A 12576-nucleotide genomic window follows, 5' to 3' on the forward strand; every position below is an offset into this window, starting at 1 on the left:
GGCAACCTCGCGGTTGCCTTTTCATATGGCCAATAACAGTAAAGCGTATCCGATGAGCCCGACAGCAAACGCACGAAAGCTGCTGTCTCGTTCTTCTGGCAGCTCTTCTTTCATGACGTTCAAAATAATCCCCCCGGCCAAGAACGCGACAATCATCGACAGCGTCACTTCATGGAGCGCTGAAAATGCGCCGACGCTCCACCCGGCAAGCACGGCCAACGACAACCACAATCGGCCTCGCCTGTCGTACGACTCCTGATGGTGATGCCTCAGACCCTGGTCGACCGTGATGAAATGAATCCCTAATGCGACAAAGTAGAGTGTCATTGCCCATGCCGTATCGAACTCGCTCTCCGCGAGCACATAGCCGATGCTGAAGTTGTAGACGATGAACAGCGCCATGTGAATCCAAAACACGTTACCGTTGCCACGTTGTTTCATTTGCGTGGCCAATCGCTCCAAACCATAGAATACCGCCAGACCGAGCATGCTGACGACGAGGATATGGTTTTCGATTGAGGCGAACAGTCCGCTCTCGAGATGTCCTTCGAGTTCTTGTTGATATTCGTTCAGTTCAGGCAAGAGATGAAGAAACACATACGCGACGGCGACTCCGCCGGCGAGTGACAGAAACCGGCTCCGCGGCGTCTCGCGCACGTGAATCAACTGTCCTGAAAAGTAGTGGATCAAGACAAATCCGATGGCGAACAATAAACTTAACCAAAACATCCAGTCACCTCCGACACGTTACCCGTAAGCCGAACTGCTGTGATGACTCCCGGTCCTTGTTCCTTACCCGAGTGTCCTGCCGGATACACTCATTCGCCTCGTTCGGCACGTTGCCGCGCTCGAATCTCTTTCTCGACGCGACGGAGCGCCTTCTTTGAACCGCGAGCAAAGTCATGGGCTTCTTTCCGATTCCGGTATTCGACGAATAACGTTTCCAGGTCATAACCAGCCGGATACAAGTCGAGCGCTTTCGCCTCGCGTCGAACTCGACGGAGCGGGTGCTCACTGAAAACACCGTCGACATACACGGTGACTTGGCGCAACGATTCATCCATCGCATAGACAAGACCAACTTGATTCGTCTCAAGCAGGCGGACCCGGTCACCTTTCGCTAGCATTTGGTCAGGTTCGACGACAGGGCGGACGACTTCTTGTGTCAGGCGCGTCGCATCAAGGAGCGACTGGTCATACGTCTTGTCGTGCATATAGCGGGCCGCCTGCTTCAAAATCGATTCGGGCAATTTCATTTTCCGGGCAATGAACAGGGCGTTGCTGTCGCCGGACTGCCCAATCAACAGCCGATACTTCGGTTCGAGCGTGTCCGGGTCGAACTGCATGGCCGCGTTCATGAAGTCCGGATGCGTCTCTGAGTACGCTTTGATTTCGCCGTAATGGGTCGAGGCGACGACGAGACAGCCGCGCTTGTATGCCTCTTCTAAAATCGCGATGGCGAGTGCCGCACCCTCGTTCGGCTCGGTCCCGCTTCCGATCTCATCGAATAATAGTAATGATCGTTTCCCAGCCTCCTGCATGATGCTCGCCACGTTATGCATATGGGCCGAGAACGTACTGAGCGCCGAACCCATGTCCTGGTTGTCCCCGATGTCGACGAATACGTCGTCAAACGTCGAGATGTCCGTGTCCGGATGGGCCGGGATATGAAGCCCGCTCATCGTCATCAAACTTAGCAGACCGATCGTCTTCAAGACGACCGTCTTCCCGCCGGCGTTCGGTCCGGTGATAATCAGACCGCGGTACGTGTCCCCGAGTGAGAAGTCGAGAGGGACCGCTCGTTCGAGAAGCGGATGGCGGACTTGTTTCAAACGGATGTTCCCGACACCGTTCACGCGCGGGGCGATGCCATCGATGGCTTGGCTATACTTCCCTTTCGCGAACACCATGTCGTATTGGGCGATGACGTCGAGCGTCGCCTCGATGGTCGGCAACGCCTCCGCCACTATGCCGGTAAGCGTGGCGAGCACTTGATAGATTTCGACTGCTTCCTCGGTCCGTTTGACGACGAGTTCCGCGTTCAGCTTCGCCACCGCTTCCGGTTCGATGAACACAGTCGTGCCGCGGCTCGACGTGTCGACGATTGTCCCGGCGATTTTATGTTTATACGACGCTTTGATCGGAATCGTGAATCGGTCTTGTTTCTTAGTCACAAAGCCGTCTTGAATCGCTTCCCGGTTCGCAGCGCTCTTCAAGAACTTGCTCAACCGCTCCTCGATCCGTCCTTCGAGAATGTCGATTTGTTTGCGGACCCGTTTCAATTCTTTGGACGCCTCGTCGACGACACGTCCCCCGCGAATCGACTGGATAATGTCTTCCTCGATACTGCGCCACTCGCTCATCTCTCCCGCGTAAAGGGACAAGAGCGGTGCAAAGAACGCCTGCTCGGCCATGAACCGCTTCAGTTTCCGGGCACCCCGGAAAAATTCGGCGACGGCTTCGAGTTCGCTTGCCTCGAGCTGGATACCCCGGCTGATTTTACCGATGAGTGGTTCCATATCGGATACCCCGATAAAGGGGACGTGTGACGTCGCGTCGAGAATCGCGCGTGCTTCCGATGTCTCTTGGAGCCGTTTTTTTACCGTTTGCAAATGGCTCGTCGGACGCTGGTTTCGTAACAAGTTGCGTCCGAATCCGCTGATGCAGTAGCGTTCGACGTGTTGAATCAAGTCGTTATATTGTAGTTTGTCTAAAGTTTGTTCATTCATGATGGAGTCTCCTTAAAAATGGGATGGAGATACCGCGCAAACAAAAAGCGTCGGCCGATGACGACCAACGCAAAAAGACAGACCGGTGTCTGGCAGTTTATGAAGGGCGGTATCTGTAACAGAACATGAAGGCATGACGAAAAGACGTGTCATCCAACATTTTTTCAGTTCGTTAGGCAGATACAACCTCACTCATTAACATGCAACACCTTTCTCATTCAGTTTCGCCCTAACTATACAACAGATTTTCGAAGAAGTAAAATTTCTAGAGAACGCTTTCAAATTAGGTCTTGATATCTATACATCGGCGTGCTATCTTGAGGGTGACGAAACGAATAATGATCACATGTGACTGATTCGATCAGGCATGGGGTAAGACGAAAGGCTCAGGCCACCCGTCTATACTCCATGCCTGTTTTGTTTTTTCACAATCATTTTTCAAGCGAAAGGATGATTCGAAGATGTTATTGAATAAGTGGATGAAGAGACATACACTGACACTTTATGCACCCATGGAAGGAGACATCATTCCACTTGAGGAAGTGACCGACCCTGTCTTCAGCGAGAAGATGATGGGCGACGGGATTGCCATCATGCCGACGAACGGAACCGTCGTCGCCCCGGCTGATGGGACCATCGTCCAAGTCGCACCGACGAAGCATGCCATCGGGCTCCGTTCGGGAGACGGAGCTGAAATTTTGATTCATGTCGGACTAGATACGGTCGAGCTTGCGGGAAGCCCGTTCGATGTCCACGTCAAAGTCGGTGACACGGTCACGACCGGACAGCCACTGTTGACGGCCGACTTGGAACAAATCCGACAAGCCGGAAAAGACACGGTCACCCCAATGGTCATCACGAACGGAGGCGCTTTGGAACAGCCCTACTCGTTCCATGCAGGCGGCCCATCGCTTCCTGGGAAGACCGTCGTCGCTCAAGCGGGACAATGACTCCTCGATAGGAGGACACATGTTAAAAATCAAAAAGATTCTAAACAACAACGCGGTCATCGTCTCAGATGAGGGTGAAGAGAAAATCGCCATCGGACCGGGCGTCGCATTCAAGAAGGCACGCAACGATATCGTCAATCCGCATAAAGTTGAAAAGCTGTTCGTCATGTCGGAGAACGATAAATTTCAACAACTGCTGACGCGGATTCCAATCGAGCACTTCACGATTTCAGAAGAAATCATTTCGCATGCGGAAAAACGGCTCGAGACGACGTTCAACGAACACATCCATATCGTCCTCACCGATCACATCTCATTCGCCATCGAGCGCGAGCAAGAAGGCATCTCGCTCCGAAATAAACTGTTGAACGAGATTAAGATTTTATATCGCAACGAGTACGAAATCGGACTATGGGCGCTTCACCTCATCGAGGACAAACTCGGCGTCAAGATGCCGAAAGATGAGGCGGCCTTCATCGCGCTGCACATCCATACACTAAAAGTGAAGGGAGGTGATTTACGCAAGACGGTCAAACAGACGACAATCGTACGTGACATGATTCAATCGATTTCGAGACGACTCGATCTATCTATAGAAGAAGATGACTTATCCTATCAACGCTTATTAACTCATTTACGATTCGTCATGGATCGGGTCAACCATTACGATCACCATACGATCGACGAAGATATGCTTCTCATGATTCAAACGAAGTTCTCGTCGGCCTATGCATGTGCGTCTGACGTCGCAAACGAAATGGAAGACTTATACGGCATCGTCTTGCCCGAATCAGAGCTTGGTTATATTACGCTCCACATTCAACGCCTGCAAGATCAACACCATCAAAAAGGAGGAAATTCACAATGATGAACTTTTTACAACGTCTCGGACGTTCCCTCATGTTGCCAGTTGCCGTACTTCCTGCAGCTGCCATTCTCATGGGGATTGGTTACTGGATTGATCCCGTCGGCTGGGGTTCTGAAAACATCGCCGCCGCATTCTTGATCAAAGCCGGTGCAGCCATTATCGATAACATTCCAATTCTCTTCGCAGTCGGGGTCGCCCTCGGAATGGCGAAAAACCGTGACGGCTCAGCCGCTCTAAGCGGACTTGTCGCCTTCCTCACGGTCACGACGCTCTTGTCTTCGGCTACTGTCGCCTTGTTCCAAGGTATCGACGTCGAAGCCGTCAACCCAGCATTCGGTAAAATTGCCAACGCGTTCGTCGGGATCTTGTCAGGTATCGTCGCCGCTCAAATGTACAACCGCTTTAGCCATGTGAAGCTTCCAGACGCGCTCGCTTTCTTCAGTGGTAAGCGTCTCGTGCCAATCATGACGGCATTCTCGATGATTCTCGTCTCGGTCGCCCTTTACTTCGTCTGGCCGGTCGTTTACACAGGACTCGTCGGATTTGGGGAAACGATCTCTAAAATGGGTGCAATCGGGGCAGGCCTTTACGGCTTCTTCAACCGTCTGTTAATCCCAACTGGTCTTCACCACGCCTTGAACTCGGTATTCTGGTTCGATGTGGCCGGTATCAACGACATCGGTAACTTCTGGTCAGGCGAAGGCGTGAAAGGAATCACTGGTCGATATCAAGCTGGATTCTTCCCAATCATGATGTTCGGTCTTCCGGCAGCAGCCCTCGCCATGTACCACACCGCGAAAACAAAACGTAAAAAACAAGCGGCCTCGCTCCTTCTCGCCGCAGCGTTCGCATCGTTCTTCACAGGTGTCACGGAACCGCTCGAATTCTCGTTCATGTTCCTCGCACCAGTTCTCTACCTCGTCCACGCGGTCTTGACAGGGGTTTCCCTCTTCATCGCGGCGACGTTCCAATGGACGGCCGGATTCGGCTTCAGCGCTGGTCTTGTCGACTTTGTCCTCAGCTCACGGTTACCGCTCGCGAACCAGCCGTACATGTTGCTCGTCCAAGGTCTCGTCTTCGGTGCCATCTACTACGTCATCTTCCGCTTCATGATCGTCAAGCTCAACTTGGCGACACCTGGTCGTGAGTCAGACGAAGCGGTTGACGCGGTCGCAACGGAAACGACTCCTGAAGGTGAAACACGCACGGCTCCAGTCGCAGCCGGCGGACAGTACTCTGCCATGGCAGCCATGATTTACGACGGTCTCGGCGGCGATCAAAACGTCACGGGCATCGAATCGTGCGTCACGCGCCTTCGTGTCGATGTGAAAGATATGGATACGGTCGACCAAGCCCAAATCAAGAAAGCAGGCATCCCTGGTATCAAGGTTGTCAGCCCGAACCACATTCAAGTCATCGTCGGAACGAACGTCCAATTCGTCCTCGAAGAGATTGAAAAACTCCGGAGCCATCGCGCCGGGTAACTGACGAAAGCCACCTCGCGCGCGGGGTGGCTTTTTACTGCCTTTGCTCATATGTTAGTTCAGCTCTTCTTTTTGACTGACATCAACATCAGCGAAACCGTGACTGAGTAAATCAATAAGAAGATGACAATGCCTAACTCAAGTGCCGACTCAAACATGAAGTCCCCTCCAATCCGTCCTCTTTTTACTATCATTCCCATTCACTATTCATACAAACTGGGTATGTGAAATGGGCTGATCCGATTCACGTACAAAGGCCCTCTTCCTAAAAAGAGGACCTTCGTTATGCACTACATACTTCGCAGTCTGGCAATCCGTTCATCCGGGTTCGGGTGCGTGGAGAACAGACCGCTCAGCTTTTTCTTGAGCGGGTCTGAAAAGTAGAGCGACGCCGAGGCACGTGAGGCTTCCTTCACCGGTGTCTGGATATTGGCGATTTTCTCGAGCGCCGATGCGAGGGCATCCGGATTACGCGTCAATTCGGCCCCGCTCGCGTCCGCCAAAAACTCACGATTCCGTGAGATGGCCAAGTTAACGAGCGTGGCAATGAGCGGTGCGAGAATCAACAACACGAGCCCGACAATCATAAAAATCGGGTTTTGGTTGTTGTCGCGACGGCCGCCGACGCTGCGGAAGAACAGCATCCGCGACCCGATATCGCTCATGATGGCGATGACCGAGACGAGGGCGAGCGTCACTGTCGCCAGTCGTACATCGTAATTTTTGATATGGGCGACTTCATGGGCGATGACGCCCTCGACTTCTTCTCGCGTCAACTGGTCGAGCAGTCCGGTCGTCACGGCGACAGCTGCCTTTTCTGGTTTCAGGCCGGTCGCGAACGCGTTCGGTGACGCATCGTTGATGATGAAGATGCGCGGCATCGGGACGCGCGCGACCATCGCCATATTCTCGACGGTGTGCCAGAGAAACCGGTGCTGGTCGACCGAAGTGATCTCTTGGGCGTGGTTCATTTTCATGACGATGTTCGTGCTCGACATGATGACGATCCCGATATAAAACAGCGAGAACACCGGCGTGAAGATGAGGCCTGGGAGCGGGTCACCATAATTCAAATACGAGATGACCACCCCGACGCCTAAGACGAGAAGGACGAATCCGGCCACGATGAACACGGTCTTGATTTTATTTTTGCGAATCTGTTCATATAAAATCATCGTCGCCACTCCAATCCATTAGAATGAAACACGCACGTTTTCGCGTTCTTCTTCACGAGCTTCGAGCATGTCGCGTTTTTCGAAGTTGTGAACGGAGGCGATGATGTTCGTCGGGACCGATTCGACTTTCGTGTTATATTTCATGACCGTATTGTTATACAACTGTCGTGAGTAGGCGACTTTATTTTCAGTCTGCGTCAGTTCTTCTTGAAGCATCTTAAAATTCTCGTTCGCTTTCAAATCTGGATATGCCTCACGGAGAGCGAACAAGTTTTTCAGCGCGCCGCTCAATTGATCGTTCACTTCCATCTGTTCTTGACGGCTCGTCTTCGACCCGAGCTGATTCCGGAGCTCAACGACTTTCGCAAGCGTCTCTTGCTCGTGTTTGGCATAGCCCTTCACCGTTTCGACCAAGTTTGGAATCAAATCGTACCGCCGTTTCAACTGTACATCAATCTGTGCCCACGCCTCGTCGACCCAGTTTCGATATTTGACAAGTCCGTTGTACATCGAAAAATAGACGAACGCCAAGACAACGATAATCCCAATTGCGATAATCCAACCCATTTCGACACCTCATTTCATGATTTTCTCCTGTATTAATTCCCTCTCGTCGTATACCATAAGCATAACTTAGGAAAATATAGTAAATGATTCATATCTACAGTGAGCTTCCTCACGATTTCATACAAAGGAGTGTCACGATGTCTATTCCATCTATCGTCGTCGCTGTGAAGGCAGTGATTGTGCAAGACGACCGGCTCCTCATCATTAAACGGGCAACCGATGATGAAATCCATCCTGGCACGTGGGAGCTTGTCGGCGGCAAGCTCGATTTTGGTGAGACGCTCGAACAGTCCCTGGAACGGGAAGTATTCGAAGAAACTGGGCTACGCGTAACGATTCAACACTTACTGTACGCCACGACATTTTTGACCGACTCGAATCGTCAAGTCGTTCTGATGACGTACTGGGCTCATCCCGTCGCAACAACCATCACTCTCTCTGAAGAGCATAGCGATGCCAGATGGGTGACGGCTGATGAAGCACGACAGATGTTACTTCAACCGATTCTCGATGATTTGGATTCACATGACGTATGGACCTTGATTCAAACAAAAACAATCAACTGACAGGAGTGCTTGCTATGCTTGTGACTGACCTCGATTCCCGATTGACTGAATTATACGAAGAGATGGTGTCGCTTCGACGCCACTTCCACCAACATCCCGAACTCTCGTTTAAAGAACGGGAGACACCGCGGACGATTGCGGCCTATTTACGTGAGCTCGGGCTCGATGTGCGCGAACACGTCGGCGGCAACGGTGTCGTCGGACGGATTCATGGCGGTGACGGTCCAACCATCGCGTTTCGTGCCGACTTCGATGCGTTACCGATTCAAGATTTAAAAGATGTTCCGTATCGTTCAAAAGTGAACGGCTCGATGCACGCTTGCGGTCATGATGCCCATACGGCGACGCTGCTCGTCTTGGCGAAAGCCCTTACGGAAATCGATCTTCCCGGAGATGTCGTCCTCATCCATCAGTTCGCGGAAGAGCTCGCACCAGGCGGGGCCAAACCAATGATCGAAGATGGCTGCCTCGATGGGGTCGACTACATTTATGGTTCTCATATTTGGACGCCGCTTCCATTCGGCACGGTTGGTGTGAAGACCGGACCGATCATGGCGGCGGCCGACCGGTTCGAACTGACCGTCAAAGGCAAGGGAGGTCACGGGGCCATCCCGCAACACACGGTCGATGCCGTCATGGTCGGAACCAATATCGTCAGCCAGTTGCAACAAATCATCAGCCGCCGCATCGACCCGCTCGAACCGGCCGTCTTGACCGTCGGCACGTTCGTCGCCGGTCAAGCGTTCAACGTCATCGCTGACGAGGCGAAACTGTCCGGCACGGTGCGGACGTTCACCCCGGAGACACAGACACGTATCATCACCGAGATGGAGCGCACCATCGCCCACATCTGTTTGGCGAGCGAGGCACATTATGAGCTCGATTACATTCGCGGCTATCCCGCCGTCATCAACCATGCGACCGAGACTGACCATGTGCGTCGCAGTGCCGCGCGTGTCGTCGGGACGGATGGCGTCATCGAGATGGCACCGCTCATGGTCGGTGAAGACTTCGCCTACTATATGCAACACGTTCCTGGTAGCTTCTTTTTCACAGGGGCTGGCAACCCGGAAGTCGGTGCCGTATTCCCACACCATCACCCTCGGTTCGATGTCGATGAACGGGCGATGCTGCATACTGCCCGCATCCTCATGCAGGCGGCGTTCGAGACCTGGAACACGTACAAAAAAGAAGACTGACGCCGCGGCGTCAGTCTTCTTCTATTTCGGTTGCTGGCAATTCAGATACGAGTACTTGGTCGACACGTTTTCCGTCCATATCGACGACTTCGAACCGGAGGCCGTACGCCTCGACGACGTCACCTCGCTTCGGGAAGTCCCCGAGCGCGTAAATGACGAGACCGGCAAGCGTATGATACGAGCTTCGTCCTTCATCGAAACGATTATCTCGAATCCCGAACGTCCGTTTTAAATCTTCAATTCCGAGGAGGCCGTCTGCCAAGTACGATCCGTCTTCACGGCGCACGACTTCCGGCGTCTCTTCTTCGATCATCACTTCGCCGACGATTTCTTCAAGGATATCGAACAACGTGACCATTCCGAGGAATCCACCATACTCATCGAGCACGAAGGCAATCTCGACGCCGTTCTTTTGCATCATCTGCAAGACTTGGCTCGCTTCTCGCTGTTTTGGCACGACGAGCGGTTGTTTGATTCGTTTCAAGATTTGCGATGGCTCCCGAAGCGTCGGCAAGGTCAAAATATCGCGGACATCGATATAGCCCACGAATTCATCGAGCGTATCGCGACCGACCGGGAGTTTATTGTGTTTACTCTCATAAATCGATTTCTTGATATCGTCCATATCATCTTCGAGGTCGACCCATTCGAGCGTCGTCCGCGGCTGCATCAACTCATAAATCAACTGGTCATGGAACGCAAACACGCGCTCGACCTGTTGTACTTCTTCGTGAGCGAACGCCCCTTGTTGAGCCCCTTCGAATAAGAGCTGTTTAATCTCGAGCTCCGTCTCGCCACTCGATTGTTCTGCTTTCAAGCCGAGCAGTTTAAAGAGGAACAACGTCGATTTCGATAAAATCCAAATGAACGGTCGCATCACTTTGCTGAACACGTCCAGCGCTGGAATGATGGCCATCGTCACTTTTTCCGGTGCAACGAGGGCAATTCGTTTCGGCACGAGCTCACCAATGATGAGCGACAAGTACGTGATGAGCGTGACCACGACGACGTAACCGACGGTCGGTGCGTATTGGGCACTCATTCCGAGCTCCGCGAACAATTCGCCGAGCGGTGCCGAGAAACGCGCACCCCCATAGGCACCGTTAATGATCCCGATTAACGTGATTCCGACTTGGACCGTCGATAACAGGTCGGTCGGATCTTTTGAATACTTGAGTGCGATTTCGGCACTGCGCTTACCGCGGTTCGCCTCGACTTCAAGTTTGGCCGGTTTAGACGAGATGAGCGCGATTTCCGTCATCGCGAAAATCCCGTTCAACACAATCAAGAATAAAACAATCAGTAAATCGATTACTATGGAAGAATCCACCGTTTTCATCACCTCTACGTATATTTCGTACTGCTTCCCTCTCTATCCTATCAGAGATTCTTTATCCACCTGTACCCGTTTTGCTCAAAAAGAAGCCACTTCAACGTGAAGTCGCTTCGTTTGAACTTTCTTGCTGAAGAGCCGTTGCTTGTGACTGCTTGAAGACGATGACACCGAGAAGTAGCACCATCAGTCCGATGACCTGACCTGGGGACAATGACAACTGTGGCATTCCGAACGCTCCGGACAAGTCGACACCAAGTGCCCAAATCAATTGAGAGACGAGAATAATCGACACCGATAAGGTCGGTCCGAGCAATTGAATGCTTCGCATGACACAGAAGACGACACCGACACCGAGCAGACCGCCGAGCGCGTAAATCGGAGAGATATCAAACAGTCCCTGCAGATTGCCGCCAAATAAAATGAGTGGGATCAGCGAACCGATTAGCCCGACAATAAAGACGAGCACCGTCGTCGCCCAGGCGCCTAAATAGATGTTCATTTTTGCATTAACCGCCGCTTGGACACTAATGAACGCACCGGCCACTGCCGAACAAATAATTCCTACTATCATGAATTGCCTCCTTATTCGTACAACATGCCATTGGCACGTTCTTTTAATCGAGTCGCATCTAAAATCGTCACTTGCGTCCGTGTTTTCTCGACGAGTCCCTCATCCGCGAATGCCTGTAACGTCCGGTTCAAATGGCGATAGCTCGTCCCGAGCCATTCCGCGACTTCTTTTCGCTTCAACTGACTCATCTCATCTTGGAACAACTCATTCCCTGACTCGCTGAGCGAGACGAGATAACCCGCCAACCGTTCTTCGAGCGTCGACATGAGATGGTTCGATGAGGCGTTCGCCTCGATGAACAACTTATCAGACACGCCGCGGAGAAGGTGCTCCGTAAATTCAATCGTCCTGTTATGTGTGCGCAACACATCGAATGGGATGCGCAGACACGTCACCGGGCCGACCGTCTCGACCGTGTGGAGAACGTTGCGTCCACTCGCATATTCGATATCTCCAATCAACGTCGGGGCCATCTTTAAACGCAGTAAGCGCAACTTGCCTTCCTCGCTTAACGTATAGATTTTGACACGTCCCGACAACACGACGAAGAGTGACTCAATCGGGTTACCATTCGTGCAGAGCATCGCCCCGGACGGATAGGTCATGATTGTCGACGCCTCTAACGTTTGTCCTGAAAACAGATGGGCCCACCCGAGCCGTGTTAACGCTGTTTCTACTCTCATCTGGCTCCTCCTTACGTGAACGTGTAAATCCCAATCCCGATGATCATTAAAGCGAGCCCCATAAGCTGACCTTGATTGACAGGTTTCTGCTTCACACCGAACCACCCGTTCACATCAATCAAGAATGCGCCAATCAATTGGGCGACGAGCAAGACGCAAATGGCCCACGTGACACCGAGCTGTTGAATGGCTGTCAATTCCCCGAAGACGACGAAGACTCCGAACAACCCGCCGAGGCTGTAATACCAAGGCACGCGCCGAAACGCTGTCAAATCTGCATCCCGTTTGAACGCATAAATGAGGAGTGCGAGCACGAGACCGACGAGATGGACGACTGTGACCGACAACCAGGCGCCGACCGCGTAACCGAGCTTAGCGTTAAAAATACCTTGCAGCGCGATGAACGTGCCCGAGAGCACGGCAAATAAAATTCCCAAACAAGTTCCCC

13 protein-coding genes are annotated in these 12576 nt (G+C 52.3%); 5 read left to right on the top strand and 8 right to left on the bottom strand.

The annotated features are described in order from the left end of the window. Positions 1-21 precede the first annotated feature (21 nt). Positions 22-729, bottom strand: coding sequence for a hypothetical protein (locus KNP85_RS04840; RefSeq protein WP_214801693.1), 708 nt, complete (start codon positions 727-729; stop codon positions 22-24). A gap of 89 nt (positions 730-818) precedes the next feature. Then, positions 819-2729, bottom strand: a complete 1911-nt coding sequence (locus KNP85_RS04845; RefSeq protein WP_214801696.1) for an endonuclease MutS2 — start codon at positions 2727-2729, stop codon at positions 819-821. Between the two features lie 461 nt (positions 2730-3190). Between KNP85_RS04845 and KNP85_RS04850 the strand changes: the two genes are divergently transcribed. From KNP85_RS04850 to nagE, 3 genes are read left to right on the top strand one after another with little or no spacing between them, the layout of a single operon-like run. Beyond that, entirely contained in the window at positions 3191-3679 is a 489-nt protein-coding gene (locus KNP85_RS04850; RefSeq protein ID WP_251130266.1) for a PTS sugar transporter subunit IIA, read from the top strand. A 19-nt stretch (positions 3680-3698) separates the two neighbouring features. Beyond that, a complete protein-coding gene (locus KNP85_RS04855; RefSeq protein WP_021067982.1) occupies positions 3699-4547 on the top strand; it encodes a PRD domain-containing protein in 849 nt (282 codons plus the stop codon). Further along, positions 4544-6031, top strand: a complete 1488-nt coding sequence (gene nagE / locus KNP85_RS04860; protein WP_214801699.1) for an N-acetylglucosamine-specific PTS transporter subunit IIBC — start codon at positions 4544-4546, stop codon at positions 6029-6031. Before KNP85_RS04855 ends, nagE begins: the two co-directional genes overlap by 4 nt. Positions 6032-6321: 290 nt before the next feature. On the opposite strand, the gene htpX is transcribed toward nagE, so the two are convergent. Together htpX and KNP85_RS04870 are read right to left on the bottom strand one after the other, a co-directional pair. Then, positions 6322-7203 (bottom strand): zinc metalloprotease HtpX, encoded by an 882-nt coding sequence (htpX, locus tag KNP85_RS04865; RefSeq protein WP_286038398.1) that lies wholly within the window; start codon positions 7201-7203, stop codon positions 6322-6324. Positions 7204-7224: 21 nt separating this feature from the next. Next, positions 7225-7773, bottom strand: coding sequence for a LemA family protein (locus KNP85_RS04870; protein WP_021067978.1), 549 nt, complete (start codon positions 7771-7773; stop codon positions 7225-7227). A gap of 137 nt (positions 7774-7910) precedes the next feature. On the opposite strand from KNP85_RS04870, the gene KNP85_RS04875 reads away from it, so the two are divergent. Next, positions 7911-8339 carry an NUDIX hydrolase gene (locus KNP85_RS04875; RefSeq protein WP_214801702.1) on the top strand — a complete coding sequence of 143 codons (429 nt, stop codon included), beginning with the start codon at positions 7911-7913 and terminating at the stop codon, positions 8337-8339. 14 nt (positions 8340-8353) lie between these two features. Beyond that, on the top strand, positions 8354-9538 hold the full coding sequence (locus KNP85_RS04880; RefSeq protein WP_251136221.1) for a M20 metallopeptidase family protein: 1185 nt from the start codon (positions 8354-8356) through the stop codon (positions 9536-9538). A 10-nt stretch (positions 9539-9548) separates the two neighbouring features. Here KNP85_RS04880 and KNP85_RS04885 read toward each other — a convergent pair whose 3' ends face one another. The 4 genes from KNP85_RS04885 to KNP85_RS04900 form a co-directional block, all read right to left on the bottom strand. After that, the gene (locus KNP85_RS04885) at positions 9549-10877 is read right to left on the bottom strand and encodes a hemolysin family protein (protein ID WP_214718636.1); all 1329 of its coding nucleotides are present in this window, start codon (positions 10875-10877) and stop codon (positions 9549-9551) included. Positions 10878-10968: 91 nt separating this feature from the next. Beyond that, on the bottom strand, positions 10969-11445 hold the full coding sequence (locus KNP85_RS04890; protein WP_214718638.1) for a DMT family transporter: 477 nt from the start codon (positions 11443-11445) through the stop codon (positions 10969-10971). An 11-nt stretch (positions 11446-11456) separates the two neighbouring features. Beyond that, on the bottom strand, positions 11457-12128 hold the full coding sequence (locus KNP85_RS04895) for a Crp/Fnr family transcriptional regulator (RefSeq protein ID WP_214718639.1): 672 nt from the start codon (positions 12126-12128) through the stop codon (positions 11457-11459). 11 nt (positions 12129-12139) lie between these two features. Next, positions 12140-12565 carry a DMT family transporter gene (locus KNP85_RS04900; protein WP_214718641.1) on the bottom strand — a complete coding sequence of 142 codons (426 nt, stop codon included), beginning with the start codon at positions 12563-12565 and terminating at the stop codon, positions 12140-12142. Between the last annotated feature and the right edge of the window lie 11 nt (positions 12566-12576).

Source organism: Exiguobacterium sp. s194 (assembly GCF_018618275.1).
Classification (GTDB): Bacteria; Bacillota; Bacilli; order Exiguobacteriales; family Exiguobacteriaceae; genus Exiguobacterium; species Exiguobacterium chiriqhucha.

What these genes read in the sequence shown, in the direction of transcription:
- KNP85_RS04840 (WP_214801693.1), bottom strand. Translation starts at nt 729, where the DNA reads ATGTTTTGGTTAAGTTTATTGTTCGCCATCGGATTTGTCTTGATCCAC.
- KNP85_RS04845 (WP_214801696.1), bottom strand. Translation starts at nt 2,729, where the DNA reads ATGAATGAACAAACTTTAGACAAACTACAATATAACGACTTGATTCAA.
- KNP85_RS04850 (WP_251130266.1), top strand. Translation starts at nt 3,191, where the DNA reads ATGTTATTGAATAAGTGGATGAAGAGACATACACTGACACTTTATGCA.
- KNP85_RS04855 (WP_021067982.1), top strand. Translation starts at nt 3,699, where the DNA reads ATGTTAAAAATCAAAAAGATTCTAAACAACAACGCGGTCATCGTCTCA.
- nagE (WP_214801699.1), top strand. Translation starts at nt 4,544, where the DNA reads ATGATGAACTTTTTACAACGTCTCGGACGTTCCCTCATGTTGCCAGTT.
- KNP85_RS04870 (WP_021067978.1), bottom strand. Translation starts at nt 7,773, where the DNA reads ATGGGTTGGATTATCGCAATTGGGATTATCGTTGTCTTGGCGTTCGTC.
- KNP85_RS04875 (WP_214801702.1), top strand. Translation starts at nt 7,911, where the DNA reads ATGTCTATTCCATCTATCGTCGTCGCTGTGAAGGCAGTGATTGTGCAA.
- KNP85_RS04880 (WP_251136221.1), top strand. Translation starts at nt 8,354, where the DNA reads ATGCTTGTGACTGACCTCGATTCCCGATTGACTGAATTATACGAAGAG.
- KNP85_RS04885 (WP_214718636.1), bottom strand. Translation starts at nt 10,877, where the DNA reads ATGAAAACGGTGGATTCTTCCATAGTAATCGATTTACTGATTGTTTTA.
- KNP85_RS04890 (WP_214718638.1), bottom strand. Translation starts at nt 11,445, where the DNA reads ATGATAGTAGGAATTATTTGTTCGGCAGTGGCCGGTGCGTTCATTAGT.
- KNP85_RS04895 (WP_214718639.1), bottom strand. Translation starts at nt 12,128, where the DNA reads ATGAGAGTAGAAACAGCGTTAACACGGCTCGGGTGGGCCCATCTGTTT.